Below are 26,623 nucleotides of genomic sequence, written 5' to 3'. Positions count from 1 at the left end.
GAGGTATTGAGCAACGCTGTAAATGGGCAGACATGGGACGAGATTCTGCAGTTGTTTGAACATGGAAACAATTGTATCCATGTATTGTCAGTCGATCCTGTGCGAGCAAACCATACATTGTCGACTTTGCAAGTAAGCGAACGTAGTTACCTAGGTGCAATTGCTCGTCATTCGGGAGGCATCATCGTGGATGGGGGGTGGATTAAGCTGCTCGGCTCCGGAAATGATGCGATATTCGGTGATTTACTAAGTTGGAATGGCTTTGGTAGTGACATTGGTATTACTCTGCTGCATGGCGCATGCATAATTGCCTATGATCTGGCAGGTGGTTTCTTTGCCTTGAATGGCGGCTGCTTCTCGAGCGAAGGACATCACGTCTATTATTTCGCCCCAGATACATTAGAGTGGGAGGATACGGAATTGTCGTACTCCGCTTTTTGTGAGTGGCTGGCTAATGGAGACTTGGAGCTTTTTTACCGTACATTCAGATGGAATGGCTGGGAGAACGATATTACTGAACTGAAAGTGAATGAAGCAATCAGTTATTTTCCGCCGTTGTGGACGGAAGAAGGCTCGGCGGAGCGCAGTAGCAGGAAAGCTGTGCCTGTTACGGAATTGTGGAATTTATACATACAATCTAGGAATGGAATGGAGAGCGAACAATGACGAAGAACAAGATCAAACTAGCGATTGTAGGCCTGGGAAATATGGGCAGATACATGATTCGAACCATTTCCAGTCCAGCGTTGGCAGAGCAGGTGGAATTGGTAGCGATATGTGAGGCGAGTCCTGCAATGCGAGAGCAATGTCAGCAAGATTACCCACAAGTGCAATACTATGCTGACTATTCCAAGATGTTAGCGGAAATGGATATCAATCTTCTATACGTATCTGTCCCTCCTGCCTATCATCATGATATCGTACGCGCTGCATTGCGCAAGAAAATCCATGTCTTCTGTGAGAAGCCGCTTGCTAACAATTTGGAGGAAGCTGCTGAATTACTCATGCTGGCAGAAGAAGCGAATGTTGTACATGCTATCCATTTCTCGATGCCGCACGAGCCGTCTGTGAAAAGAATGGAGCAGATGATCAAGGAACAGGCCATTGGAACGATCCGCAGCATGGAACTTATCCTGCATTTTCCAACGTGGCCGCGCAGTTGGCAGCATAATAGCTGGATTTCGACACGAGCACAGGGTGGATTCGTGCTAGAGGTAGGCGTTCACTGGATTAACGTTATACAGAAGCTGTTCGGCACGATTACGCATGTTCAGAGCGAGTTGGAATTTCCAGCGGATGAAGATCGCTGCGAAACGGGGATACATGCAAAAATGCTGATGAACAGTGAGGTTCCGATCTATGTGAATGGCTTGTCGGGTATGGCAGGCGCGGAACGTGTTTCTCTCGTTGTTTATGGCAGTGAAGGCACAATTGCCCTTGAAAATTGGAGTGAGCTGCATGTTGGAGCAATTGGACAGCCACTGGAGAAGGTAGCCGTTGAAGATATGGAGCAAACTCCGATAGTCGCGCAGGTCATTCGTGCCATTCACGGAGAGCATGCCGATTATTTTGATTTTCGTGATGGGTATGAAGCTCAGGCTGTTCTAGAGGCGTTGCGGCATCCAGCGTCGTCGGAGCTAACGGACATTCGGAAGGCGACGAAATGAAGTTGAATGCTGAGCAGCAGGGCTGGATTGAACGGGCGGAGCAATATGTCTACGAAGAGCTGTACCGTGACAGCAGCGGCCATGATTGGTGGCATATTGCTCGGGTGAGGCGCCTAGCGGTTCGTATTGCGGGTGAAGAGGGGGCAGATGTGCTCATCTGTGAATTAGCGGCACTGCTTCATGATGTGGCGGATGCCAAGCTCAATTTGGATCATGACAGCGGCTTGCAGAAAGTTGAGCAGTGGCTGGAGTCAAATGGCATCGAACCAATCGTTCGCGACAAAGTCCTTTCGATCATTGCGAATATGTCCTACAATGGCGGTAATAATCCGCCGATGGACTCAATTGAGGGACAAGTCGTGCAGGATGCAGACCGATTGGACGCAATGGGGGCAATCGGAATCGGACGCACGTTCGCATATGCCGGATGGAAGGGGCACCTGATGCATGATCCTAATCTCGCTGCTCGGGAAGCGATGACCGAAAGCGAGTACAGGCAGCAGCCATCCACGGCCATTAATCATTTCACTGAGAAGCTGCTAAAGTTGAAAGCACTTATGAATACAAGCAGCGGCAAACAATTGGCTCATAAGCGTCATCTTGTTATGGAAGAGTTTTTGGAGCAATTTCATAAGGAGTGGAACGCAGAAGATGATAAGTGAGCCATTATGGAGCGGTTGGAGTAGGACGCTAGAGCAAGCCTATTCAATTGGACAGGTCATTTATATTGAACCGTTAGCAAAAGGAACGAGTTCAGATGCAAAGCTTGTTGTGGCAAGCGAAGGGAAATATGTGTTGCGCAAGCTAAAAAGTGAGCTTCAAGGAAAGACAGAGTATGAAATTGCGAATCGGCTTCAATCCTATAACATTACACCTCCAATCCTTCTTGCAGCGGAAGATGTTTGTATCAAGTTGGATGAAGCTCATTATAACCTTCAGCCTTACATGGATTCGATAGAGCGCCAGCAGATCGACTATCTTGAATTAGGACAAACGGTGGGACAAATGCATCTTGTCATGCAGCAGGATGATAACATCCTGGAACAGCCGGATCGATTCGACTTGGCTGTTGCATGGAATAACGTGCATGATCGATACCGTGATGAAAAAGCAGAGTGGTTGCTTGACCTTCAAGCGCATGTCACGCAAGTAATTTCCTATCAGCATGAGAAGAATTGCTTGATTCATGCCGACCTTGGCATGTGGAACGTCATATATACGCATTCAGGATACCGCATCATTGATTTTGGTGAAACGCGTTACGGTAATACACATTTTGATCTTGCTGCCTTGCTGGATTCTGGTGTGAAGTGGGATGGCGATCAAGAAGATAGTATTAGATCATTGCGCAGTTTCATAGAGGGCTATATGCTATACGGGAAGGTAGATGCGGACCTACTGCTTGAAAATATACACCTATGGATCATGAGAGGCATGGTCGCGATCATAGATCGTTACGGACAAGAGCAGCGTACTCTTCAATATTGCAGCAGGAGTATGCAGAAGATGACACAAATGAAAGAGGTTGTAGAACATCTCTTTTCAAGCAGGTAAGCGTACATGAATCAGTAGGAGGCTAGGACATGAATCAACACGATACATGGACAGCAGTTGATCATTACTTTAATCAGCAGCTCATTCCTTCCGATCCTGTGCTGGAAGCGGTACTGGCTGCAAATGCCGCAGCAGGCTTGCCGGCTCATGATGTATCACCCAATCAAGGCAAGCTGCTGCATCTTCTGGCCAAGCTTCAAGGTGCTCGTACGATATTAGAAATCGGCACATTAGGCGGCTACAGTACGATATGGTTTGCCCGTGCATTGCCACAGGACGGCCGGGTATACACGCTGGAAGCCAGTCTCAAGCACGCCGAAGTCGCACAATCGAATCTGCTGAACGCAGGCGTAGCGGATAAAGTGGAGATTCGAACAGGACTTGCCGCTGATTCGCTTGCTCAGCTTGACGAAGAAGCGCGCGGCCCATTCGATCTTATTTTTATTGATGCAGACAAGCAGGGCAATCCAGAATATTTGAAATGGGCGTTAAAGCTGTCCCGTCCGGGAACGCTCATTATCGGGGACAATGTCGTCCGCGGCGGCGCTGTCGTAGACGAGTATAGCGATGATCCAAGCGTATTAGGCGTGCGCAGCTTCTTCGAACTGATTGCTGCGGAGCCTCGCTTAAATGCTACAGCGATTCAAACCGTTGGAAGCAAAGGCTATGATGGATTTGTAATGGCTTTAGTAGTCGAAGAGTGAATAAAATGAAGAACAGCCCTGTTCTCAATTGAGGCAGGGCTGTTTGTGCTAGAAGCAAAATTGGAAGCATATAGAGCCTTGATGGAATCAGAACAGAATCTGATTATCAAGGCTCTTCTTTATGACAAAATAACTCCTGTGCTGTTCGTATGAACAATTGGACGGCAAGTGAACATTCCGTATGGGAAGGGGCAGCTAAACAAATCTCTCTTCGTACCATCGGATCGAGCTCGCGTGTCACAATATGAGGAGGTGTAGTAATCAGCGATAATTCTGATAAAATGGCCACTCCCAGCCCTTCCTGGATCATATTGAGCAGAGCCCCCGTGTTATGAACGACAAACCTGATATTCATGCTGGTTTCCGTCTTCTCAAAAATGTCAATGATGGGGATTTCATTACCTCCCTTGCAAATGATGAGCGGTTCATCATTCAAATCTTGAATGCAAATAATGGGCTTGTGACATAAGGAATGATCTTCCCGCAAGAGTGCAACCATCTTGTCATTGTACAGTGGTATGGTCTCAAATTCGAAACTAGGCTCTGTAATAATGCCAATGTCTATCTCACGTGAAGCCAACCATTTTTTAACCTCGTTTATTGTCCCTTCATGCAATTCGATTTCCAACTGAGGAAATCTGTGCTCGATACGGCTAATAATCTTAGGTAAGAAAAAGGCAGATGCGGTTGGAAATGAGCCAATGCGGATCGTGCCTATCTCCAATCCCTTTTCAGCAGCAGCCTCTTGTTCCAGCTTCTCAATTCCAATCATAATGTCGCGAATATGGATGAGCATGCGCCTTCCTATATCTGTTAGAAGTATGCCGTTCTTTCGATCACGAATCAGAAGAGTAACGCCTAGATCGGCTTCCAAGCTTGAAATGGCACGGCTAACTGCAGGCTGCGTCATATGAAGAATATCTCCGGCTTTTGTAAAGCTGGAGGTTTCAGCTACGGTCAAAAAAGTACGCAATTGTGTAATGGTCATAACGATTTTGATATGCTCCTTATAACAATGATTCATTTTATTTATGCACATAAACAATATAACATGATACATGGAGGTGTAAGTAAACTTTTACAGATAGAATGGTAGGGAAGGAATGGATGAATATGATGAACCAGCTGTCCAAAGATAAAACGATTTTGCTGCTTGTCTTTCTTGTGATTATGTGGGGTGTGAACTGGCCTTTGACGAAAATAGGTCTTCAGTATGCGCCTCCATTGTTATTTGCAGGGCTGCGTACCTTTTTCGGGGGGATCATTTTGCTCCTGCTTGCGCTGCCGCGATACAAAAGCCTGCGGCTCAAGGAAACGTGGCCCATTTATTTAGTGTCTGCCTTTTTGAATATTGTGCTGTACTATGGCCTAATGACATTCGGCTTGCTCTATACGCCTGCAGGGCTTTTTTCAGCAGTTGTATTTCTTCAGCCTGTCTTACTAGGCGTGTTTTCATGGCTATGGCTGGGCGAATCGATGCATCCGAGAAAAATGTTCGGCTTATTGCTTGGTTTCCTGGGTGTTGCCGTCATTTGTGCGTTTGGCATTATTGGGCATGCATCGGTGATTGGAATCGGTCTCGCACTTGGTACGGCACTTAGCTGGGCATTCGGAACCGTCTATATGAAGCGAATTAGCGAGCGTGTCGACTCCCTGTGGGTCGTATCGCTGCAGCAAACGATCGGAGGCTTGCTGCTAACGGGTTCGGGGGCATTCATTGAGAACTGGTCAGATATTGTATGGGACTTGTCGTTTATCTTGAATTTATTGTTTATATCTATTTTCGTCATCGCATTAGGCTGGCTGACTTACTTTGTGCTGATCGGGTCTGGGGAGGCCAGCAAGGTGGGGGCCTATACTTTTTTAATTCCACTCATCTCGAATATCGCAAGTGTCATATTTTTGGATGAACAATTCACGTTCAATTTGGTAGTAGGACTTGTCTTCATTTTGTTCAGCATATACCTTGTTAATGTGAAGTCGAGACGAGAAAGGTCATTAATTGCAAGCTAAAGCAGGGCTACGGTAGGATGCGGGTTGTTTGCGCGAATAGGTACGTAAGCTTTAACTTTATATGATACAATGAGAACTGAAATTCATATCATAAAGTCAGCGGTTAATTGATCCATGGAGGAACGAATCATGCAACTTATACAACCAGATCGCGTTCAACAGCAGCTGCAAAGCTTACAGGATAAGTTGTTATATGCGCATCTTGAGATGACTACTGGTGCTTATGCGGCACATCGGGATAAATCAAAAATGACAGCATCCGTATTTTTTAAAAATGCCCCCGTCCGCTATTCACATGGCACATTGGCAGGAACAGGCCCTTATCGTATCGGCCTAAAGACAGAGCAAGGGTGGATTTATGCGGAAGGGCTGACACATTGGGAAGAGAACGACGAGAAACGCCTGATTATGGCTGGCCATGATTCGGAGGGACGTTTGCTTGTCAGCTTCATGCTTAGTGAGCAGCCATTCTAAGGAACAAGCCTTCTCACTGCTGATTGCGAATGATCATTATTAGGAGACAACTGAAGAGGGGACATCAAATGAAATCACAACAGCGCATTGTCGTCGTGCTGCCTCATCCCGATGATGAAGGGATTATGGCAGGTACATTGGCGAGACATATTCATCAAGGCATGACCGTTACTTATGCATGCTTAACATTGGGCGAGATGGGACGGAACATGGGCAACCCTCTATTCGCTAATCGGGTGACTCTTCCGCTCATCCGCAAGCAAGAATTGCTGGAGGCGTGCAAGCGGATCGGAATCGAAGATGTCCGCATGTGGGGCTATCATGATAAAACGATTGAGTTCGAAGAGCAGGATAAGCTGTCGCAGAGAATTGCTGACTTGCTGCTAGAGCTTCAGCCTGAAATCGTGTACACGTTCTACCCAGGGCATAGCGTTCACCCGGATCATGACGCAACCGGCGCTGCCGTCGTGCAGGCTGTGAAACTGCTGCCTGAGAGCGAGCGCCCTAGGGTATTGTGCATCGCATTCTCTTCGAATCGCAAGGCTGTGTTAGGGGAGCCAAGTGATGTGAATGATGTTAGTGACTTTGTCGAGCAGAAAATACACGCTATTCATGCACACCAATCGCAAGTGAGGTTCTTATTAGACAATGGAACGTTGGAAGATCCGGCATTTCGAGCTAAATATAGCAAGGAAGTATTCTGGGAATATCGGTTCGTCAATTAGTGCTTAACGCTTACGGACGTTTTTGTAAATGTATCCATGCATGATCTGGCCAACACATATGCTGTTCGCTTCAGTGGCACACTAAGGAAAATGATAAGTAGGTGTGTCATGAGAAAGTGCATACAAGCCATAGTTGTATTCGTGCTGCTGTTCGTATGGTCGACACCCTCTAGTGGATGGCCGACAAATTCGTCCTATACAGCTGCGTTTATTCGCAACAATGATTTATGGATAACTAGCGGCACACAAGAGACACAGATCACAACAGGGGAGTACATCCGGAATCCCAAATGGTCGCATGACGGGATGTGGGTCGCTTTTACAAAAGGCAAGGAAGAAAATGAGGTTTGGGTATACCATATGACTACGAAATCGCTTCGAAGAGTAGGAAAGGGTCAGAATATACAGTGGTCGCCCAAGCACAGCATAGTCGCATTTCAAACCGATTACACGCTTCGAATGGCCAATGTGGATACACCTAGCACCCCAATTGTGACAACGATAGAAGACAACATCGGGAACTATGCTTGGAATCCGAGCGGAAATGGTTTTTTGGTATCCACACTCTCTAAGCTGCTGCCAACTGGGAAATGGGAGGATATATTGTTATATCGTATTGGCCTAGACACCGAAACAGGTACACCCAATAAAGTACTGCTGTATCGGATTCCCAATCAAACTGATGATTTCTTTGCCGTGTTAACCAGCTCATTCAAATGGTCTCCTGATAGGAAATGGATCGCCTTTATCGTTGTTCCCACTGCTTCATTATCTGCAGATAGCAATACACTCTGCTTGCTGTCCTCAGATGGGACAACCTTTCTGAAAGTGGGAACCATGCTCCATGATGAAGAATGGTTCAACTGGGCACCAAGTGCAAATCAACTTGCTTATATTGCGGGTGAGGGAAGAGAAGCAACAAGCAATAAAAAATTGACCTTATTAAGCAGCTTGACACCAATGAAACAGCAAATCTATACTCCTGCGGGTAAAGTAGAGACTGGCTTCACTTGGTACAATGATCGTACAATTGTCGCGTCGAGAGCTGACGAAGCGTTGTGGTCAAGCGATGCGGAGAAGAGGCCGTTGCCTAAGCTTGTGAAGGTTGACCTTGATTCAGGGCAACAAGCGATGCTGTCGGCTCCCGCCATGGGATTCGGCGATTATGCGCCTGTGTTCGTGGAAGATGGAAGGAAGGTAGCGTGGATTCGAAGTAATCGTTCGACAGCAGATGTTATGTTGTCAAGACCTGATGGCAAGAATGCGCATGTGTGGATTCCAAATCTGACACTCGGGACCAATTACTATGAGCGATGGAATTGGAGCGAGGTATTTCAACCTTATGGGACGAGTGATTAGGGGGTTCCATCGGCACATCCAGCTCATGCATCGAGGGTTCTAGTCGAACGATGTAAAAAAGACGGGGAGTTCGCTCCTCGTCTTTTGTCTTGTCTATGTCGTAAACAATCTTATTTATCATCATCGTCTTCGTCTTCGTCATCATCATCATCGCTGTCATACTCATCGTCGTCATCATCATCGTCGCTGTCATACTCATCGTCGTCATCGTCATCATCGTCGCTGTCATACTCATCGTCGTCCTCGTCATCATCGTCGCTGTCAGACTCATCATCGTCCTCGTCATCATCGTCGTCGCTATAGGACTCATCGTCGTCATCGTCATCATCATCGTCGCTGTAGGCCTCATCATCGTCCTCGTCATCATCACCCAATTTAATGCCATTCTTCTCACCATTAACTAGCTCGACTTCGACATCCTCAACTTGATCCCAATCGATTTTTTCAAGAAAAGACGTAAGGTCACTGCCTTCATCTGCCTTAAATTCGACCTTCTCGCCGTCGGCATATTCGACTTCAACGCTATCGATATCCTCCAATTTTTTAATCTTGCTTACATATTCATTCTTACTCAATCGAATCAATCCTCTCTTGATTGAATTGGTAACGTTATGAGCGTTCCTTCTATTCTATGTTCATAACCTGCAAGGGTATGGACAAATAAAAGTGTTAGAGTGTGGAATTTTCATATGTTCGTAGTACAGATGGCAACCGTATATTTTCATCTATAAACCTCCAGAAGCCCTTACTTGGGAGAGTTGAGAATCATATAGTGATGTATGGCTGTTAACCGATAAAGGAGCGAGCAAAATGAAGGGGTTAATCCTCAGTGCTGGCAAGGGTTCACGGGTTCAACCATTTTCATTCACGACCCCTAAACCTTTGCTTCCCGTTGCCAATGTTCCGCTTCTCTATTACTGCATCGAAAAGCTTATAGAAGTGGGGATACGAGAGGTTGGAATCGTGATTCAACCTGGACACCATATGTTATTCCAGGAACAGTTGGGAAGAGGGGAACGTTGGGGAGTAGAGATTACGTATATTTTCCAATATACGCCTCTTGGTATTGCAGATGCAGTTAGACAGGCGGAAAGCTACATTGGCTGGAGTGATTTTGTACTTATGCTTGGAGATAATCTAATCACGGAGTCACTATCAGGACTCGTGGAAGTTGTAGCGCACAAAAAACACGATGCGTGCATGCTACTAGGACAGGTTGCTCAGCCACAAGATTATGGAATCGTAGAAGTTAGGGATGATCAAGTAGTAGGGCTAGAAGAGAAGCCGAAGCATCCCAAATCAAATTTAGCTTCTCTCGGGGCATATGTGTTCACTGCGCAGATATTTCAAGCTGTACGTTCGATAACTCCCTCTCCGAGAGGAGAATATGAGATTACACACGCCATTCAATGGTTGATAGACCATCAATTCTCAATTGGCTATGCGATTACGGATAAGAACCATACTGATATTGGAACGATAGGACGATGGCTGGAGGCGAACCAATGGGTACTGGAAGACATAGGAGAGAAAGACCTCCATGAATTGCGGTTGCGATATCCCGGATGTCGCCTGATCCCACCAGTTGTAATCGATTCTACCAGTGAATTGAAGGACTGTATCATAGGCCCCTATGTAACGATCGGTCCAAGAGCTAAGATCAATCACTGCAGCATCGAGAACAGCATTGTGCTTCAGGATGTCAGCATCACGAATGTACAACTTAACAATGTGATCGCGAATCAACACGCTATCGCATCACCGTCCGGGGGGTGAACAGCATGGATATTTTAGTAGTAGGTCTAGGGTATGTCGGAACAACGACAGCTCTTGCTTTTGCTGAAAATGGTTGGAAAATAGCCGGATTTGATACGGATCATTCAAAGCTCTGTTCCTTAGAGAAGGGAGATCTTCCTTTCTACGAGCCTGGTCTAGGAGAACTGCTGCAGAAGTATGTGGATCAGGGCAATATCCAATTTGTAAGCGATGCTAAGGAAGCGATTGAGAAGCATCACATTCTTTTTATTTGTGTGGGTACACCGTCACGAGAAGACGGGAGTGCTGATCTAACATATATACAGCAGGTGTCCGAATGGATTGGCGAACATATGCAAGAACACAAAGTCATTGTAGTCAAAAGTACAGTGCCAGTGGGTACTCAGAAACGTATCAAGGAATGGGTTGCTAACAAGCAAACCAAACCAATCTCATTCGACGTCGTATCCAATCCCGAATTCCTCCGAGAAGGCAGTGCACTTCATGACGCGCTCCATCCTGATCGAATTATTCTAGGCAGCGATTCGCAAGCTGCGGCCGATGTAGTAAGCAGCCTGTACCGAAGGTATACGTGTCCAATCATTCGAACAGAGCCATCTACTGCAGAGCTCATCAAATATGCCTCTAATGCTTTTCTCGCGACCAAAATTTCCTATGTAAACGAACTGGCTAGACTGTGTGATCAATGTGGTGTATCGATAACAGATGTAGCACAAGGGATGGGGTTGGATCCTCGAATCGGTTCTTCCTTTTTACGAGCAGGCATCGGCTACGGTGGTTCGTGCTTCCCTAAAGACGTCAATGCATTACTGAGCACAGCGGAACAGTATGGCATTCATCTAGGCTTGTTAGAGAAAGTAGTTCACATTAATCGAACGCAGTATGCTTATTTTCTTACGAAGCTGACCGCGAAGCTCGGCACCCTTGATGGAAAAAAGGTCGCAATCCTCGGACTGGCCTTTAAACCAGGAACGGATGATTTACGAGAAGCGCCTTCGCTAGCGATCATTACCCAATTATGGAACAGTGGTGCCACTATAAGCGTTCATGATCCCGTCGCTGCACTTCCTCCCAACTATCCAACAGCTCGGTTGACACAGTATTCTCATATTTTGGATGCATTGCACAATGCGGATGCAGCTATCATTTGCACCGAGTGGGCGGTATACGAATCTATGAATTGGAGTGAGGCCCTCCCTATCATGCGAACTCCTATTCTGTTAGATGGCCGAAATATGCTCAGAGCAAAAGAGATGCAAGCAATTGGATACGATTATGAAGGAGTGGGTGGGCACAAATAGAGAGAAGAGTATGAAATGTTCCGTTAGAAATAGACAAGGAGGAGAGTAGTCGAATATGTATATATTGGTGACGGGAGCTGCTGGATTCATCGGCTCCCATCTCTGTGAACGGCTGCTGCTGGACGAACATGTACACGTTATTGGCGTTGATGGCTATATTGACTCGTCCACACCGCGCCCTCAGAGGGAACTCAATCTAAGTTCATTGCGAACTCATGATAGATTTACCTTTCATGAAACAAATTTATTGCAATCTAATAATGAACTGCTGCTGAAGGATGTCGACGTCGTGTGCCACCTCGCAGGCATGCCGGGCGTGAGATCGAGCTGGGGGCCGGATTTTCTTCACTATGCCTCTCACAATATCGTGGCAACACAGCGGCTGTTGGAAGCATGCAAGTCGAGCCCGGTACGCAAATTTATCTATGCCTCTACGTCATCCGTGTATGGAGATAAGACGGGGAGAGTGGATGAAGGGGCGATCACAGATCCATTGTCGCCGTATGGCGTCAGCAAATTGACTGGGGAGAACCTGTGCCGCGTATATTTGCATAATGATGGGATTCCCGTAACGATACTTCGCTTTTTTACTGTATATGGGCCAAGACAGCGTCCTGATATGGCCTTTCACCGCTTTATTCGTCAAATGATTCACGGTGAACCGATAACCTTATTTGGTGATGGAAGCCAAACACGCGACTTTACTTATGTATCCGATTGTGTTGAGGGAATTGCAGCCGCTGTTCATACGGATGGTATTCTGGGACAAATATTGAATATTGGCGGCAAGCAGCGAGCGTCAATTATGGATTGCATTCATATGTTGCAGCAGCTGATTCCACATCAAGCAGGCATTCAATATATGGGAAGAACTTATGGGGAGCCAAGCCACACATGGGCAGATATCAGTAAGGCGCAGAAGCTGCTCGCTTACGATCCACAAATCGATCTGCTACAGGGGCTAGAGCGGGAGGTTGCATCGATTCGACAATTGTATGGACTATAACGGAGGAGGTGGCGCCGAGTTGCCGGCGCCACAGTTATGACAGCAGTAAATCAACCCCATACCTCTAATATTTCTTGAGCGACACGCTGCCACACGAACCGTGTCTCTGCAATTCTTCTTCCTCGCAGCCCCATTTGTCTGCATTCATCCATATTTGCAAGAAGATGATTCAGCTTATTCGCATATTCTAGCGGATTCTCTGGGTCTTCAACTAGAAGACCATTTCCCTGAAGAATCACTTCAGGATTACCGCCGCGAGAGGTCGTAAGGAATGGAAGGCCAGCTGCCATCGCTTCATAATGTACTCTCGCGAGTGGTTCATTCCATATTGAGGTGCATACGAATATATCTGCTGCACAGAACCAGCGATGGACTTCGTTCGCCTGCACATAGCCGGTTGTAATCACAGGAACAGGAGAGCGAGCCGCAATTGCTCTTACGTATCCAATATAGTCACTGACTTTATTATCGCTGTACCATGCGCCGCCAACTACGACTAATACAGCATCTGAATGCTTCAGATGGGACATCGCACGGACAAGCACATGTGGGCCTTTATTGCGAGATAGCCGCCCAACAAATAAAATGACTTTTTTTGAATTCAGCTGGTACTCCGTACGAAGGCTGTTGCGTGCCTGGCGAGCATAATCGGATTCAACCCAAGGAGCGAATAGGGAGAGGTCTGCTGCGGAATATATTGTACGTATTTTCGATGCAGCGTGAGGGTGATATCTGCATATTTCCTGTCCAATATAATTGCTTATGGTAATAATGGCATCCGTTTGTTCGACAACGGCTCTTCCTTCTTCCGGATGAATCTTGCCAGGATGGAACATGTCATTGTGCATACTTAAGACGATTCGGGCATGAGGTGCTGTACTCCGCACGGGGAGAACAAGCCGTGGACGATTAAAGATATGGATCAGATCATATTGCTTGCCATTCTGAGTGAGAAATCGAATAACTCCTTCGGCATATACCTCGAATAGTCCCTCCGAAGGAATGCGAACATATCGAATCCCATCGACAACTTCAACATCAGGCAGTTCCGGATCCGATCTGCCGACGATCGTAAGGTGATGACTCCGGCTCAACAGCGAGCTTACTCCTCCGATATAGGTCTGAATGGCGCCGCCCCTAATATTCGGGACAGGAAGCTTCTCCGTACAGATCATTAAGATGTTCATGCCGTATGCTTCCTCCTGTCTTATCCCGTTTTACCGGAACGTGATTTTTTTATAGATTTGCGTATCGCTGCTGAACGGGAGATCCGCTTCTTTCGACCGACGAATGTGCGGGACAACTTTGTTTTCTTGATTCGACGCAGGATGTAAGATTTTTGGCGGCGCTTGCGGCGAATAGCAAGACGTCTTCGCGTAAGCACTCTTCTTGAGCGGTGGCGGCGTATTCTTCTACGCTTGCGGCGAACAGTTCTACGGCGGCGGACGGCATAGATCGTATCAGGAGTAAGAGTGAGAGTAGGGAAGAGCGGAAGCGCTTCATTAGCGGAAGCGGCAACGGCTGTCTCCTCGGCGTGAAGCTGTTGTGCTGGGGCATCTTGAGAGCTAGCTGCGTCAATGGATTCAACTGGTAAAAGGCTCGATGCTTCAATCTCGAATTGATCAACGGCATTAGGTATTAGAGTAGATATTGCATCAGGTGCAAGTTCTCCGTCTGGCTGAAGAGCAGGATCAGATGGTTGTTCGGGCAGCGAAGGAAGCTTGTCGAATACAAGTTCTCCGTTAGGATATTCGATACCAGGCATGGTAAACTGCCACATTGATGATTCGGGAACTTGCGAATAATCTCCGGGTTCATAATTTTCGATGTCGCCAGCAAGCTCGTTTAGAGCCTGCCATTTGGTGCTTTCTGTAGCAAGTACACGTTGCAGAATACCTTCCAATTCCATACTCATGAAGGTAGTTGGGTCAAATACGATTTCTTTGACATGCTTATAGAATTCGTTCGGGAACGCCATATCCAAGCATAGCAGCTCGAACGTTTCTCGATCCATTGGGTTCGCTTCATGATAAGCGCCTATCATTCCGCGAATCCAGGTTGTATCCCAGCAGCCCATATCATCCATCGTACTTGTAATCAGTTTGCGTAAATCACGAAAAGGAAGGTCGTATGCGACCCCGTCCAAGTCAATAACCCATATTCCACCTGGGCCCATTTGGCCATTAGACCATCCGTAGTCTTGATGCACTAATCCCCAATAGGGTTCTCCCATTGCCACCATTTTGAAATATTTCGATACATTCAGCAATCGATCTAATGTCTCTTTGGCCTGAGTTTCAAAACTATCTACGACTTCGAGTAGTTTCTGACTGACAGGAAATTCGGTATAAACGGCGGCAATGTCACGGAACCAGCCGATTTTGGAGATGATCTTCTCATAATATGCTGGCCATGTGTATAGTCTTGAGGACTTGCCGGCACCTGAAGGAGGAATGTATCCTTTCGAGAACTTATGGAATTCACCGAGACCGTAGCAGAGAAGAGCAGCTCCTTCTAAGTCAACCTTCGACACAGGCTGCATGGGCTCAACCCAGTCCGTTACAATCCACAGCTTTCCGCCAGTCTCAACATAGATATCGTTCTCAACCGTCCGGATGAGGGCGGGTACGCGAGCACCTTGCTCAACCAGATATTGCTGTGCACCGATGCTGAATAGACTGCGAGCAGGAGTACGATGAAGGACTTTAAGGCTTCGTGGCCCATGATTCGTTTCAATTCGCCAGATCGCACCGCCCTTGTCAGGTTTAGAGGTAATCAGCACCATGCTGGACACTTGCATATCATATTTCGTTATCACATAACGTGCTGCTTCTTCAACCTCAGGAGGCACATATTGTTCCAGAATCGTGCCGGGTGGTACGGTATCAATAAGATGTTCCCACGGTTCTATATGAAATTGAACCAACGGCATTCCCTCCACATCGATTTTAGTCACGCTTAGGAAATAGTAATTGACGATACACATCCAGCATTTTACTTGTGATTTGTGCGACATGGAATCTTTGCATGACGAATGTTCGTCCGGACTGAACCATCGCATTCTTTTCTTCGAAGTCCATATTCCAGATTCGTTCAATATGTGCCGTCAATAGTCCCTTCGGTACGGAATTGGCAGCATGGTGATCCCCGAACCAAGAGTTCCACGCTTGTTCATAACAGCTTGCATCTACGACCCCAAGATAACCTTTACTCCCCGAACAAATAAGAGGACGTTGACAGGCCATTGCTTCTAATGCGATGCGCCCCGTACCGATCACACAATCGCTTATGGCGTAACAAGCCCTCATATTCAGCATTTCTCCCGGATAGATGATGAAGGAATCCCCAGTTCGATGACGTTCCTGTTTGACGAGCTTCTCGACTTGTTCTTGATGGATGCCGCCGCCTACAATCAGAAGGACAATTGAGCTTCCTGATTTTTTGCGTAGTGCAGATGTCGCTTGGATGACGTCTTTGCATATATCTGCCTTCTCCCATGTTAGACGGCCTACATACATGACAACGAAGGCATTATTCGGAATGCCCAGTTTTCTTCGCAAATACTGCTGATAGGCTTCGGGGTAACTGCTGAATTCCACTGCATCGAGTCCATTCGGGATAAGATGGGACGTAATGCCATCCATGTTCAGTGCGTGCTCGATCGCGGGACTGACACTTACAAAAGTGGTATTTGGCTTCAACTTCTGCATGTGCGACGCATCATAATAACAGCCATGAACGGTAAAGACAAAGGGGATATTCATCTCCTCAGCTGCGCGCTTAGCGAGCTCTCCGGAAGGGTATTGATGCGCGTGTATAATTTGAATGCGTTCCGTGCTAATAATCATTTTTAATACATCGAGATGCAGTTTTGCATTTTGGACATCAGGCTCATAATTATCAAGCACGAAATCAACCTCATAGTACGCACAGCCGAGACCAATGAAGGAATCCATTATCTTGCCTCGCTTGCCTGCTACCGCTACGACTGCCCCGCTCCGAATAAGCTCTCGCGTCAATGAGAGTGTGTAAGTCTCGGTTCCTCCAATATTGAATTGATCGATGATCATTAATATACGCGGCGGCCACTGTACAGGAGGGGGGCGATATAAGGGGGAAGCAGGTTCTGAAAGGGTAACCGAAGTAGAGTGTCGTGTGGTATTGAAAATCTTTTTGCGTCTAGGATTTTCGCGCTTTCTTTGATTCTTTGTTACATTCGGTGTCCGTTTTTTTCTCTGCATTGGTTCACGCCCTTTATAAGGGGATTAGCGTATAGTATATTCATATGTCATAGGAACAAAAGTGAAAGGTACAATCGTATATTTTGGAATTTGTCCTGCTTATTCCACCATTGTAATGCCAAAACTAAAGAAGTTTCGAATATAGTGAATAGCAGAGTCTACTTGCTTCGGTTAAGCAAGAAGAAGGAGATGTGAGTATGGAGCCATCACTCGATATGATCACAGACGAATCGCTGCGAACAGCAGCAGCTATCGATTTCGTTTGTCAACATTTCTCCTTAGGGGAATTGGTAGGCATAGGAGATAGGTTAAAAGGCTCATATAATATTAATCTGAAAATAACGACAACAAATGGGGAATTCGTTGTACGCTTTATTAGCTCATCCGTAAGTGAAGCTCACCTTCAATATGTCTCGAAGCTGCTTGCGAAGCTAGAGAATGAAGGGATTCCTGTACCTCGTCCTGTTCAGGATGAGAAGGGTATGAGCTTTGTAGAGCTTGATGGGAAGCGGGTTCAAGTTACGCCATTTGTACAAGGCAGATCGTTCTTGTGCCGGGAGCAGCAAGTGCATTCGAGTGCAAGTATGCTTCGGAGATTCCATCATATTCTGGGAGATGAGCCGCCGGGCCCACTTCCTGAGTGGTCATTCTACCATAAGAGCAGCGATTTAAGGGAACGGTTGAGCCGGCTTCGAGAATTGCCGACAATTCCTAGCAAGGAGCATGCAGAAGTATCGCGTGTCATGAACCGAGTACTTCATAAATACGACAAAGATGCATCGTTGCTGCCTCGGACAATCATCCACGGTGATTGGCATTTCTGGAATCAGAAGTACATTCGCAATGAAGTGAGCTGTGTGCTGGATTTTGATTTTGTACGGAACGGAACACGCCTCTTCGACATTGCCTATTCGATATGGGTAATCTACTTATTGCTGCCGAATTATGCGAGTACCTTCGACGCCCGTTTTCTGGCTGGATATGGGAAGCTGTCCGATATTGAGATATACTTGCTCCCTGCTGCTGTGTCTCGAATTAGTTTGTTTTTCCTATGCCAATCCATTCATTCCACAGAACCCGATGTAAAATGGAAGCATCAATATAGGAAGCAGATGCCGTTTCTGGAATGGATGGAGAAAGAGGGGAAGTCTAGGATTCGAAGCTTGGCTTCAACAGTTCAAGCATAGGTTGACAAATCCGGTCACAGCGCACAAAATGGGCAGTACTCGTTACATGAAGCGAATACAGCTTAGCTAAGCAGGTGGTTGATCATTGTTCAATGCCTGCTTAGCTCTGTAATTGCAGTGAGGATCTGTTACAATGGGAGGGAATGTTACCATTTCACAGGAGTAGATCGCATGAGAGAAATTACGATACTTATTGCAGAGGACGAGAAGGAAATAGCTGATTTAATTGCTTATCATCTTGAGAAGGAAGGCTATCATTGTATCATTGCGACAGATGGTGAGGAAGCAGTACATGCTGTTCATCGCCATTCCATTGATTTGGCGATACTCGATATTATGATGCCGAAGCTGGATGGCTATGAAGTTACCCGGCAAATCCGAGAACAGAACCATATGCCCATCATATTTGTAAGCGCCAAGACAAGCGACTTGGATAAAATCACGGGTCTGGTTAGAGGAGCGGATGATTATATGACCAAGCCGTTCAACCCCATGGAGTTGGTTGCTCGGGTGAATGCACATCTGCGGCGCAGCATGCAGTTTAATTCTTCTGCTGCATCAGCTCGCAATGTACTGAAGAACGGCGGACTTGTTATGAACCTCGAGCAGCGCTCGGTTCGGCTGTATGATGAACCGATTGAACTTACACCGAAAGAATTCGATATCTTGCACCTGCTCGCGAGCTCCCCGAAGAAGGTATTCAGCTCGGAGCATATTTTTCAACAGGTGTGGGGCGAAGCTTATTATGAGAATGCGAATACAGTCATGGTGCATATTCGTACACTTCGCAAAAAGTTGAAAGAAGATACCGCGAAAAACAAATTAATCAAAACAGTCTGGGGAGTAGGTTACACGTTCAATGGGTAAAATCATTCGCAGCTTCCGTGCTAAAATGCTGTTCCTTTTTGGTGTCAGTATCCTTCTATCCGGAGGAATCATTTTCTTACTATACAAACTTCTTCAGATGTATTATCACACCATGAAGTACGAACATCCATTAACCTCCGTTCGATATTTCATTAGGGATATAGGGGATATTAATTTCTTTTTACTTATTTTCACACCGCTTGCGATCTTGTTTTTCTTCTTGCTTACGAAGCGGTATGCAGTATACTTTAACATGATTTCTGATGGAATTAACCAGCTTGCCAACGGAGATTTCGCAAGTCCAGTACATATCGAATCCAAAGATGAATTCGGGGTTATTGCGAAAGACATTAACTTGGCCAAGATTAAGCTGCAGCAGGCGGTGGAGAGAGGAGACTTTGCTGAGAACAGCAAGGATCAATTGGTCATGAATTTGGCACATGATTTGCGTACTCCACTAACGTCTATCCTTGGGTACCTGGATCTCATTCTTCGAGATAAAAAATTAACAGAAGAACAAATCATCCATTACACGGAAATCGCTTATACTAAATCGCAACGATTGGAGAAGCTCATCGATCAGTTATTTGAAGTAACGAGAATGAATTATGGTACAGCGGCCATTGAGAGGCATCGAATGGATGTAAGTGAGCTTCTCATACAGGTTACCGAGGAACTATATCCCGTTCTAGAGAAGAATGGTTTACAGGTTCGTTTGAATATACCGTCACACATGTATATTTGCGGAAATGGAAAAATGCTAGCGAGAGTATTCGAGAATCTACTGTCTAACGCGAATCGCTACGGAAGTGATGGGAAGTTTGTAGATGTTCAAGCCCAAATCGTGTTGAATGAGGTGATTGTGAAGGTGATTAATTATGGGGATCCGATCAAGCCAGAGCATATCCCTCATTTGTTTGACATGTTCTATACCGCTGATCAGGCCCGATCCCAGCAAGGGGATAGCACAGGCTTAGGCTTATTCATTACGAAGAATATCATTTCACAGCATGATGGAACGATATCCGTTCAGAGTGATGCGGTACGAACGATGTTCGAAGTGCGCTTGCCTTCTCATAACGACGATTCTCTTCAAGTTTCACAACGTTAATTTAAGAAAAATTTTATTTTTACCCCACTTTTTCTTTAAACAGTTTGTTCTATTCTAAGTGCAGGATAGGAGAAACGTTGAGAGAAAGTGGGGATTTTCATGTTTATGTGGATGATGCATACCACGTAGAATCTGATATCGACCCCCATTGCTACATGAAGAATTCAAATGGGATAGGAATGATGGGGGGTGTGAAATGACAAAATGGTTGCGCAAGGATACACCTGTAGCTTTCATGTTTCTTTTACCTAGTGGATTAGGATTTGCGATATTTTATTTCATCCCTTTTGTGAAAGGGATCATGTATTCATTTCAGAACAACGCTGTCCAAGGACAATTTGTTGGACTTGACAATTATCGCGAACTGCTCGAAAGCGACTCTTTTCGCAAAGCTTTTTTACATACGACTTATTTTACCGTTATAAGCGTTCCGATCCTCATAGTGCTTTCCCTAGGCATCGCTATTTTGTTGAACAAAAACATCTATTGCCGTAACATTCTGCGGACAGCCTATGTATTGCCGCTCGTCGTTCCTACGGCGTCTATCGTGCTCATTTGGCAGATCCTCTTCGACTGGAATGGTTCCCTTAACGCTTGGTTAGGAACTTGGATGCTTGAACGTGTGGATTGGATGAAGACTGACGCCGCTCGCTATGTAATCATCGGTGTATACATATGGAAAAACATTGGCTATAACATGATTCTATTCTTGGCAGGCTTGCAGCAGATTCCGAAGGACTATTATGAGACGGCCTATATAGAAGGGGCAGGTCGCTTCCGTCAGTTCAGAAGCATTACGCTCGTGTATCTAACACCAACAATGTTCTTCGTAGTCCTCATGTCGATCATGAATTCGTTCAAGGTATTTCGGGAAACGTACTTAGTTGCCGGCGACTATCCGCATGACAGCATATATATGCTGCAGCATTATATGAACAATATGTTTGTGTCCCTGGACATACAGAAGCTAACGGCAGCGGCATCATTAATGGCAGCTTGCATCTTAGTCATCGTAATGGGGATGTATTTCATAGAGCGTCGTGTTCGACATTCGTTGGACTAAGTAACAGATAGAGCAGCAGACATGAGAAAGGAGGTAACGAGATCAACGTATGAGAAGAATACGAAAAAGCGTGATGACGGCCATTATGGCAGTGTTTGCCGGATTGATATTGTCACCAATTGTGATAACATTCACAAATTCAATTATGACTAAACAAGAAATTGAATTGAATTATGGATTGATTGGACATGTAGGTTCAGCTGAATCTGCTATTGCCCAGCAGTTCGCGAATTTGAAGCTGCTGCCGGATCAAGTGTCCATAGAGCAGTATTCCATGTTATTGATACAGAACTCGAAATATATAGCTATGTTCTGGAATTCTGTATTTATGGTGGTGCCGATTATCGCTGGTCAAACCTTAGTTGCAGCTCTGGCCGCATATGCCTTCTCCAAACTGCGTTTTCGTGGTCGCGAGCTCCTATTTCTTGTTTACCTGTTCACGATGCTAATGCCTTATCAAGTTACGCTTGTTCCCAATTATATGATGGCCGATCAACTTGGATTGCTGAATCATCCTAGCTCGATTATTCTTCCTGGGATATTTGCCGCCTTCGGCGTATTTATGCTTCGCCAGTTCATGATGCACATTCCGTACGATTACATCGAGGCAGCTAAAATTGATGGGGCTGGTCACCTCCGAATTTTCTGGTCGATTATCGCACCCTTAATCAAACCAGGAATAGCGGGTCTTGTCATTTTGCTATTTGTGGATTATTGGAACATGGTGGAGCAGCCTCTTATTTTCCTGGACGATCCGCTTAAGCAGCCACTCTCCGTATATTTATCGAGCATCAATAAAGGGGCGCGGGGTGTCGCATTTGCTGCATCAATGCTGTATATGGCCCCCATGGTGCTCTTGTTCTTATATGTGGAACCTTACTTTATCGAAGGTGTCCAGTTGTCAGGCATCAAGGGATAGATTGGTTTGAAGGGAGTATTGAATGTGGGGAGTGAAGGACAAGTCGCTGCTACAGAGAAAAAGCGTCAACGAACGATAGTCATCTTGTTCGGGTTATTTATCGGACTGTTAGTGTTTTGTACCCTATTCAGCAATACATTGGAATCGTTAACGCTCCCCAAGGTTGTTACTGAGAAAGCGACACTAGGGAGCCTAGATTATAAGCTTGAAGCAAGTGGTATCCTGCGGCCTGTGTCTGAAGTGAAATTAATGAATGCGGCACCATGGCGGGTTAGCAAGATTTACGTGAAAGAAGGGAGCTACGTCCAAAAAGATCAGACGCTGCTGATTTATGACAGCAGTTCCGCCGAGCAAGAATTGCAAGATGAGATTGCCCATCTGGAGAAGCAAAAGATTGAGCTGCAAACCTATCAGGATCAATACATTCAATCTGCGACTTCCGAAGGGGATGACATGAAGCTGCGCGCCGCGTCGCGCGAAATACAAACACGTCGTCTGGATTTGGGGATACAAACTCGTAAAATTAACGAATCGAAAAAGAAGTTGGAACAGCAAAAGGAAATCAAAGCTCCGTTCGATGGCATGGTGACGAAGATTAACGCAGTAACAGGCGTGGTGTCTTCTGGGGCGGCGGATATCATTCTAGCCAACAGCAGCCGTGGGTATCAGTTTGACATTACGATTGATGCTGAATTGTTGGATTTACTCGCGATATCGATAGGGGAGAAGATTCCGGTTGTAATAAAGGGGGACAAAGCGAACAAGTTACTAGAGCTTCAAGCATTGATTATGGATATCGTCGACAATGAACGGCGATCAGCAGCTGCTGATGATCTTGTGACGAATGCGAAATCAACCATTGCACAGAAAACGGTTCGTCTCCAAATGGTGAACTCCGCTTTGAAAGGCGGCGAGGAAGGTCGTGTACATATTACGAAGCGTTCTCGTGAAGAGGGAATTCTCATTTCGAATAAAGCGATTCATCGTGAGCGAGAAGGACTGTACATTTATGTAGTTGAGGAGCAGTTGGGGCCGCTTGGCAACGTCTTCTTGGCACGCAAGGTTCCCGTCACATCAAGTGAAAACAATGACAAAGTAACGTTAATCACATCAGGCAATGTCTATGAACAAACACTAATTATTGTAGACAGCAGCGAACCTTTGCAAGATGGCAATCGGATTCGGCTCCAATAGAAATGATTTCAAAGATTGATTAGAGGTGAGATCATATTATGAATAAGCGCGGCTTATCATTATTTTCACTAGTTTGGTGCTCGTTACAATGACAGTGGCATGCGGTTCGTCGAATGAAGGGGACAAGACGAACAAAACGAAGGAAGGCAAGACGATCGTAACGATGTCCTTGTTCAATCCAAATTCCTGGTATGTATCTGCAATAAAGAAATTTGAGAAACAAAATCCAGATATTGAAGTTCGTCTTCAATTGTTTAAGCAAGAAAATGAGAAAGTGGAGGAACAAGATGACAACAGGTATGTGCAAAAAATCAATACGGAGCTATTATCTGGCGCAGCGGCGGATATCATTGATGTTGCCAACCTGCCTGTCGGGAAATATGTCAATAAAAAGCTGCTCCTCAATATGAATGACTTTATCAAAAAAGAGAAGCTGCTGGAAAAGGGCGATTTGTACCCGAATATCGTGGATGAGATGGGGATCAATGGCGGGCTATATTCGATGCCGCTTAGCTTACACCTGCATACCTTCCTAGGGGACGGCAATATACTGGAGAAGGCTAACGTTCAGGTAGATGATCAGAAATGGACATGGCAGCAATTTGAACAAGTAGCGAAGCAGATTATGAAGAGCATGGATGAAGGCGATTCCCGATATGCATTGGCGAACACACCGCCTGAGGAGCAGCTGCTTGACATAGTCATCGATCAGTCTTCCGAGTTCATCGATCGCAGCAATCAAAAGGCTAACTTTGATTCTCCAAGCTTTATTACTCTTATGAGCAAATCAAGAGCATGTATGATCATCAAGTTGCTACTTCGAAAGAGGCAGATTACGGAGAGCAGTTGTTCAGTTCGATAACACTGGTATCTCCTCCTGACTTTATCTTTTGGCCCCATACGCTTTATAAAAAACCTGTGTTGCTGAATAAGCCGCATGCTGCAGGACAGACAAGCGGAGTTTCTTTTTCTGCTCCAAAACAGCTTGCAATTTCATCCAAGTCGGATGTTTCTGAAGAAGCTTGGAAATTGGTATCCTTTTTAGTATCTGAGCAAGCGCAATCTATGCCAGAGAGAAGTGGGTTTTCCGTACTTGCATGAATGAACAGGAGCTTAACGAAAGACAGAAGCAAGTGGAAAGTGGAGAATTTAAGCTGGAATCGGGCCAAGCTGTTAAGGCGACAGAGGGATATTTCATAAAGGCCAAGCAGCTGCTGGCAGCGGCGAGCGGTTATCGGTCTGGTGAAGACAAGCTATACTCGATTGTCGGGGAAGAAGCAAAATCGTATTTTTCTGGCCAGAAGTCTGCCGAAGAGGTAGCAAAATTAATCCAAAATCGGGTGACAACGTATTTGAATGAGTAAGGAAACAGAGAGGACGTGCAAAGCGCGATCCTCTCTGTTTATATTGCACATGGTATTGGGGGTAGACAGCTCCATTGTAACGGGTGCTAGCCTCTGGACAGGCGTCTTTCATCAATGGAAGCAATCTTCGGGTGGACGGGGGAGCGGTTGCCAGCATCTAGCCATCTGCACAAGTGTTGTCGGTTTTGCCCATTTGATACTAACCTTCATGTAAGTACCTGAACTAAAAGTGCGTACTTACAAATAGATAGTTTACATCATATACTCAAGAGGAAAACCAATCTATGGAGGTCAAATCGATGAAAACACTTGTTATCTTAACTCATCCGAACTTAGAAACGTCCGTTGTCAATAAACGCTTGGCTGAAGAACTCAAGAAGTATCCGGACAAATATACCATTCACGAATTGTATAAGGCATACCCGGATGGCAACATCGATGTGCAGCATGAACAACAATTGATTGAATCTCATGGCAATCTTGTCTTGCAGTTCCCAATCTATTGGTTTAATTGTCCGCCTCTTCTTAAAAAATGGCTTGATGAAGTATTTACTTATGGTTGGGCTTATGGTTCTAGTGGTGATAAACTGAAAGGTCGCAAAGCTGCATTGGCTGTATCTGCCGGAATTAAAAAAGAGGACTTCGAGGAAGGGAAATATCGTTATACATTCGAGCAAATATTATCCCCATTCGAATTAAGCTTTCAGTATTGTAAAGCAGATTATCGCTCGTTCTATGCGTTTTACGGGGCGGAGCATGAGCCGTCAGCAAGCAAGCTGGATCAGGGTGCACTTGACTACGTGAAATTCATTGACAACCTGTAAGTCATTAATTCTATCTCGTCTAATAGCAAAAGAAGTATTTCCTCATGCAGGAGATACTTCTTTTGCATTATGAATGTTCCACAGTTTCTAAGGGGGATAGTCTGTTCTTCTCTCCCCAAACACACATCATATCTACTATAGGGATGAGCGATAGACCACGTTCAGTTAAGGAATATTCGACTTTTGGCGGCACTTGTGGATATTCCTTGCGTTGGATAAGGCCATCCGCCTCCATCTCTTTTAACATAACGCTTAATGATTTGAATGAAATGGTACCGATGCTTCGCTTCAGCTCATTATGCCGCATGACCTTATGCTCGGACAGCCAATACATAATGATCATTTTATATTTGCCGCCTATTAAAGACAGTGTATAGCCAAACGGGGTGTCTTTGACATCCACACCAGTAGGAAGACATGGTTCTTGCACAAACATCACACTCCTTCGTGAATGATAGTAGCATAAACATGATGTACCGTAAATTAATCATCAAACCGCAAAGTGAAGAGGATCGCCTGCTCGACTTTGCTTAGTGATTCCTGTGAGAAATCTGCAGTAATCATGCGATTTGCACTCGTCATTTGCATGCCCCATACCCGAACCGTACCCTGTGCAATAAAGGATTGAGGCTCATGATATGAAATGATCCCCCGTCCCATCATTTTATGATCTGTTGGGGGCGAAAGGCCGTACAGGGTTGTACCAGATTCATGGACGATGCCAATCTTGATATGATTCATATTGTCCTGTCCTAAGCCAGCAACGGTATCAATGGATATGATAAGCTCAATCTCTTTCCGCTCTTCCTTATTAGGTGTGAAGAATATATCGCCAAGGCCGCCGACGGATTTTACTTTCTTGCCATAGTTCCAGATCTCAATATCCAAGTTCGCTTTTGGTTTTGTGCCTTCATATCTCAAAGTAAACGCCCCCGTCATATTTCCGAGGAAAGGCTTTAACTTCGCTGCTTCACCTTGAAATGGATCAATGGGAGTTAACGTTATCGTTGGGGGAGTATTGATCCGCTCAGGAACCGACGATCCTGGTATACAGCCTGTTACCAGTGACAAACAGATGAAAACAAATGCTGATACTCGATGGAGCTTCACTTGGATCCCTCCTTCAGTTTACTATACCATAATGCGAGAAGATAAATAACAATAAATACCATTTAAAACAAGATGCTTGTATATACTTTAGATAAGGGATCACTCGTTGTTGTTGAAAGATATCCATTTTCCTAGCTCTGAATTGCATGCCGAACACGAATAAT

The 26,623-nt window shown here is 45.5% G+C and carries 28 protein-coding genes; 21 read left to right on the top strand and 7 right to left on the bottom strand.

Annotation, left to right across the window (positions count from 1 at the left end; genetic code table 11):
* Positions 1-6 precede the first annotated feature (6 nt).
* From RQP50_RS21735 to RQP50_RS21715, 5 genes are read left to right on the top strand one after another with little or no spacing between them, the layout of a single operon-like run.
* The gene (locus RQP50_RS21735) at positions 7-666 is read left to right on the top strand and encodes a DUF2625 family protein (RefSeq protein ID WP_315746724.1); all 660 of its coding nucleotides are present in this window, start codon (positions 7-9) and stop codon (positions 664-666) included.
* Positions 663-1,667, top strand: coding sequence for a Gfo/Idh/MocA family protein (locus tag RQP50_RS21730; protein WP_315746723.1), 1,005 nt, complete (start codon positions 663-665; stop codon positions 1,665-1,667). Before RQP50_RS21735 ends, RQP50_RS21730 begins: the two co-directional genes overlap by 4 nt.
* On the top strand, positions 1,664-2,329 hold the full coding sequence (locus RQP50_RS21725) for an HD domain-containing protein (RefSeq protein ID WP_315746722.1): 666 nt from the start codon (positions 1,664-1,666) through the stop codon (positions 2,327-2,329). The genes RQP50_RS21730 and RQP50_RS21725 overlap by 4 nt, the downstream gene beginning before the upstream one ends.
* Positions 2,319-3,221, top strand: coding sequence for an aminoglycoside phosphotransferase family protein (locus tag RQP50_RS21720; protein ID WP_315746721.1), 903 nt, complete (start codon positions 2,319-2,321; stop codon positions 3,219-3,221). The genes RQP50_RS21725 and RQP50_RS21720 overlap by 11 nt, the downstream gene beginning before the upstream one ends.
* Before the next feature lie 29 nt (positions 3,222-3,250).
* Entirely contained in the window at positions 3,251-3,925 is a 675-nt protein-coding gene (locus tag RQP50_RS21715; RefSeq protein WP_315746720.1) for an O-methyltransferase, read from the top strand.
* Positions 3,926-4,031: 106 nt separating this feature from the next.
* Here the strand turns inward: RQP50_RS21715 and RQP50_RS21710 are convergent, their stop codons facing one another.
* Positions 4,032-4,913, bottom strand: coding sequence for a LysR family transcriptional regulator (locus RQP50_RS21710; RefSeq protein WP_315746719.1), 882 nt, complete (start codon positions 4,911-4,913; stop codon positions 4,032-4,034).
* A gap of 128 nt (positions 4,914-5,041) precedes the next feature.
* On the opposite strand from RQP50_RS21710, the gene RQP50_RS21705 reads away from it, so the two are divergent.
* The 4 genes from RQP50_RS21705 (at position 5,042) to RQP50_RS21690 (ending at position 8,496) form a co-directional block, all read left to right on the top strand.
* Positions 5,042-5,938: a DMT family transporter gene (locus RQP50_RS21705; protein WP_315746879.1), complete on the top strand. Its 897-nt coding sequence runs from the start codon at positions 5,042-5,044 to the stop codon at positions 5,936-5,938.
* A 129-nt stretch (positions 5,939-6,067) separates the two neighbouring features.
* On the top strand, positions 6,068-6,412 hold the full coding sequence (locus RQP50_RS21700) for a YojF family protein (protein WP_268626637.1): 345 nt from the start codon (positions 6,068-6,070) through the stop codon (positions 6,410-6,412).
* A gap of 68 nt (positions 6,413-6,480) precedes the next feature.
* Positions 6,481-7,137: a bacillithiol biosynthesis deacetylase BshB2 gene (bshB2, locus tag RQP50_RS21695; RefSeq protein WP_315746718.1), complete on the top strand. Its 657-nt coding sequence runs from the start codon at positions 6,481-6,483 to the stop codon at positions 7,135-7,137.
* Between the two features lie 108 nt (positions 7,138-7,245).
* The gene (locus tag RQP50_RS21690; RefSeq protein ID WP_315746717.1) at positions 7,246-8,496 is read left to right on the top strand and encodes a TolB-like translocation protein; all 1,251 of its coding nucleotides are present in this window, start codon (positions 7,246-7,248) and stop codon (positions 8,494-8,496) included.
* Between the two features lie 110 nt (positions 8,497-8,606).
* On the opposite strand, the gene RQP50_RS21685 is transcribed toward RQP50_RS21690, so the two are convergent.
* Complete coding sequence (locus RQP50_RS21685) at positions 8,607-9,080, bottom strand: hypothetical protein (RefSeq protein ID WP_315746716.1); 474 nt, start codon at positions 9,078-9,080, stop codon at positions 8,607-8,609.
* 226 nt (positions 9,081-9,306) lie between these two features.
* On the opposite strand from RQP50_RS21685, the gene RQP50_RS21680 reads away from it, so the two are divergent.
* The 3 genes from RQP50_RS21680 to RQP50_RS21670 are packed head-to-tail and all read left to right on the top strand — an operon-like array spanning position 9,307 to position 12,579.
* The gene (locus tag RQP50_RS21680; protein ID WP_315746715.1) at positions 9,307-10,272 is read left to right on the top strand and encodes a sugar phosphate nucleotidyltransferase; all 966 of its coding nucleotides are present in this window, start codon (positions 9,307-9,309) and stop codon (positions 10,270-10,272) included.
* 5 nt (positions 10,273-10,277) lie between these two features.
* Positions 10,278-11,573, top strand: coding sequence for a UDP-glucose dehydrogenase family protein (locus RQP50_RS21675; RefSeq protein ID WP_072731694.1), 1,296 nt, complete (start codon positions 10,278-10,280; stop codon positions 11,571-11,573).
* 55 nt (positions 11,574-11,628) lie between these two features.
* Positions 11,629-12,579 carry an NAD-dependent epimerase/dehydratase family protein gene (locus RQP50_RS21670; protein ID WP_072731692.1) on the top strand — a complete coding sequence of 317 codons (951 nt, stop codon included), beginning with the start codon at positions 11,629-11,631 and terminating at the stop codon, positions 12,577-12,579.
* 50 nt (positions 12,580-12,629) lie between these two features.
* On the opposite strand, the gene RQP50_RS21665 is transcribed toward RQP50_RS21670, so the two are convergent.
* The 3 genes from RQP50_RS21665 to RQP50_RS21655 are packed head-to-tail and all read right to left on the bottom strand — an operon-like array spanning position 12,630 to position 16,820.
* Positions 12,630-13,766, bottom strand: coding sequence for a glycosyltransferase family 4 protein (locus RQP50_RS21665; protein WP_315746714.1), 1,137 nt, complete (start codon positions 13,764-13,766; stop codon positions 12,630-12,632).
* Between the two features lie 20 nt (positions 13,767-13,786).
* Positions 13,787-15,511 (bottom strand): CotS family spore coat protein, encoded by a 1,725-nt coding sequence (locus RQP50_RS21660; RefSeq protein ID WP_315746713.1) that lies wholly within the window; start codon positions 15,509-15,511, stop codon positions 13,787-13,789.
* 16 nt (positions 15,512-15,527) lie between these two features.
* The gene (locus RQP50_RS21655) at positions 15,528-16,820 is read right to left on the bottom strand and encodes a glycosyltransferase (RefSeq protein ID WP_072731687.1); all 1,293 of its coding nucleotides are present in this window, start codon (positions 16,818-16,820) and stop codon (positions 15,528-15,530) included.
* A 197-nt stretch (positions 16,821-17,017) separates the two neighbouring features.
* Here RQP50_RS21655 and RQP50_RS21650 point away from each other — a divergent pair, with 197 nt between their 5' ends.
* From RQP50_RS21650 to RQP50_RS21610, 9 genes are all read left to right on the top strand, one after another.
* Positions 17,018-18,007, top strand: a complete 990-nt coding sequence (locus RQP50_RS21650) for a phosphotransferase (protein ID WP_315746712.1) — start codon at positions 17,018-17,020, stop codon at positions 18,005-18,007.
* Positions 18,008-18,178: 171 nt separating this feature from the next.
* Positions 18,179-18,874, top strand: coding sequence for a response regulator transcription factor (locus RQP50_RS21645; RefSeq protein ID WP_072731684.1), 696 nt, complete (start codon positions 18,179-18,181; stop codon positions 18,872-18,874).
* The gene (locus RQP50_RS21640; protein WP_315746711.1) at positions 18,867-19,985 is read left to right on the top strand and encodes a HAMP domain-containing sensor histidine kinase; all 1,119 of its coding nucleotides are present in this window, start codon (positions 18,867-18,869) and stop codon (positions 19,983-19,985) included. The genes RQP50_RS21645 and RQP50_RS21640 overlap by 8 nt, the downstream gene beginning before the upstream one ends.
* A gap of 196 nt (positions 19,986-20,181) precedes the next feature.
* The gene (locus RQP50_RS21635) at positions 20,182-21,048 is read left to right on the top strand and encodes a carbohydrate ABC transporter permease (protein WP_315746710.1); all 867 of its coding nucleotides are present in this window, start codon (positions 20,182-20,184) and stop codon (positions 21,046-21,048) included.
* A gap of 49 nt (positions 21,049-21,097) precedes the next feature.
* A complete protein-coding gene (locus tag RQP50_RS21630) occupies positions 21,098-21,967 on the top strand; it encodes a carbohydrate ABC transporter permease (protein WP_315746709.1) in 870 nt (289 codons plus the stop codon).
* 24 nt (positions 21,968-21,991) lie between these two features.
* Positions 21,992-23,161, top strand: a complete 1,170-nt coding sequence (locus RQP50_RS21625; protein ID WP_072731679.1) for an efflux RND transporter periplasmic adaptor subunit — start codon at positions 21,992-21,994, stop codon at positions 23,159-23,161.
* Between the two features lie 88 nt (positions 23,162-23,249).
* A complete protein-coding gene (locus RQP50_RS21620) occupies positions 23,250-24,023 on the top strand; it encodes an ABC transporter substrate-binding protein (protein ID WP_315746708.1) in 774 nt (257 codons plus the stop codon).
* A gap of 235 nt (positions 24,024-24,258) precedes the next feature.
* Positions 24,259-24,525, top strand: coding sequence for a hypothetical protein (locus tag RQP50_RS21615; protein WP_315746707.1), 267 nt, complete (start codon positions 24,259-24,261; stop codon positions 24,523-24,525).
* Between the two features lie 299 nt (positions 24,526-24,824).
* On the top strand, positions 24,825-25,349 hold the full coding sequence (locus RQP50_RS21610; protein ID WP_072731677.1) for an NAD(P)H-dependent oxidoreductase: 525 nt from the start codon (positions 24,825-24,827) through the stop codon (positions 25,347-25,349).
* A gap of 67 nt (positions 25,350-25,416) precedes the next feature.
* On the opposite strand, the gene RQP50_RS21605 is transcribed toward RQP50_RS21610, so the two are convergent.
* Entirely contained in the window at positions 25,417-25,779 is a 363-nt protein-coding gene (locus RQP50_RS21605; RefSeq protein WP_072731676.1) for a winged helix-turn-helix transcriptional regulator, read from the bottom strand.
* Positions 25,780-25,832: 53 nt separating this feature from the next.
* Entirely contained in the window at positions 25,833-26,459 is a 627-nt protein-coding gene (locus RQP50_RS21600) for a hypothetical protein (RefSeq protein WP_072731675.1), read from the bottom strand.
* Positions 26,460-26,623 lie beyond the last annotated feature (164 nt).

It is taken from the genome of Paenibacillus suaedae, from assembly GCF_032337355.1.
GTDB classification, from domain to species: domain Bacteria; phylum Bacillota; class Bacilli; order Paenibacillales; family Paenibacillaceae; genus Paenibacillus_B; species Paenibacillus_B suaedae.
This window is presented reverse-complemented; position numbering and strand designations above follow the sequence as displayed.

Coding starts and splice junctions, on each gene's coding strand:
- RQP50_RS21730 (WP_315746723.1), top strand. CDS start 663: ATGACGAAGAACAAGATCAAACTAGCGATTGTAGGCCTGGGAAATATG.
- RQP50_RS21715 (WP_315746720.1), top strand. CDS start 3,251: ATGAATCAACACGATACATGGACAGCAGTTGATCATTACTTTAATCAG.
- bshB2 (WP_315746718.1), top strand. CDS start 6,481: ATGAAATCACAACAGCGCATTGTCGTCGTGCTGCCTCATCCCGATGAT.
- RQP50_RS21710 (WP_315746719.1), bottom strand. CDS start 4,913: ATGACCATTACACAATTGCGTACTTTTTTGACCGTAGCTGAAACCTCC.
- RQP50_RS21720 (WP_315746721.1), top strand. CDS start 2,319: ATGATAAGTGAGCCATTATGGAGCGGTTGGAGTAGGACGCTAGAGCAA.
- RQP50_RS21630 (WP_315746709.1), top strand. CDS start 21,098: ATGAGAAGAATACGAAAAAGCGTGATGACGGCCATTATGGCAGTGTTT.
- RQP50_RS21660 (WP_315746713.1), bottom strand. CDS start 15,511: ATGCCGTTGGTTCAATTTCATATAGAACCGTGGGAACATCTTATTGAT.
- RQP50_RS21705 (WP_315746879.1), top strand. CDS start 5,042: ATGAACCAGCTGTCCAAAGATAAAACGATTTTGCTGCTTGTCTTTCTT.
- RQP50_RS21670 (WP_072731692.1), top strand. CDS start 11,629: ATGTATATATTGGTGACGGGAGCTGCTGGATTCATCGGCTCCCATCTC.
- RQP50_RS21665 (WP_315746714.1), bottom strand. CDS start 13,766: ATGAACATCTTAATGATCTGTACGGAGAAGCTTCCTGTCCCGAATATT.
- RQP50_RS21620 (WP_315746708.1), top strand. CDS start 23,250: ATGACAGTGGCATGCGGTTCGTCGAATGAAGGGGACAAGACGAACAAA.
- RQP50_RS21640 (WP_315746711.1), top strand. CDS start 18,867: ATGGGTAAAATCATTCGCAGCTTCCGTGCTAAAATGCTGTTCCTTTTT.
- RQP50_RS21610 (WP_072731677.1), top strand. CDS start 24,825: ATGAAAACACTTGTTATCTTAACTCATCCGAACTTAGAAACGTCCGTT.
- RQP50_RS21680 (WP_315746715.1), top strand. CDS start 9,307: ATGAAGGGGTTAATCCTCAGTGCTGGCAAGGGTTCACGGGTTCAACCA.
- RQP50_RS21650 (WP_315746712.1), top strand. CDS start 17,018: ATGGAGCCATCACTCGATATGATCACAGACGAATCGCTGCGAACAGCA.
- RQP50_RS21615 (WP_315746707.1), top strand. CDS start 24,259: ATGAATGAACAGGAGCTTAACGAAAGACAGAAGCAAGTGGAAAGTGGA.
- RQP50_RS21725 (WP_315746722.1), top strand. CDS start 1,664: ATGAAGTTGAATGCTGAGCAGCAGGGCTGGATTGAACGGGCGGAGCAA.
- RQP50_RS21675 (WP_072731694.1), top strand. CDS start 10,278: ATGGATATTTTAGTAGTAGGTCTAGGGTATGTCGGAACAACGACAGCT.
- RQP50_RS21635 (WP_315746710.1), top strand. CDS start 20,182: ATGACAAAATGGTTGCGCAAGGATACACCTGTAGCTTTCATGTTTCTT.
- RQP50_RS21700 (WP_268626637.1), top strand. CDS start 6,068: ATGCAACTTATACAACCAGATCGCGTTCAACAGCAGCTGCAAAGCTTA.
- RQP50_RS21645 (WP_072731684.1), top strand. CDS start 18,179: ATGAGAGAAATTACGATACTTATTGCAGAGGACGAGAAGGAAATAGCT.
- RQP50_RS21655 (WP_072731687.1), bottom strand. CDS start 16,820: ATGCAGAGAAAAAAACGGACACCGAATGTAACAAAGAATCAAAGAAAG.
- RQP50_RS21690 (WP_315746717.1), top strand. CDS start 7,246: ATGAGAAAGTGCATACAAGCCATAGTTGTATTCGTGCTGCTGTTCGTA.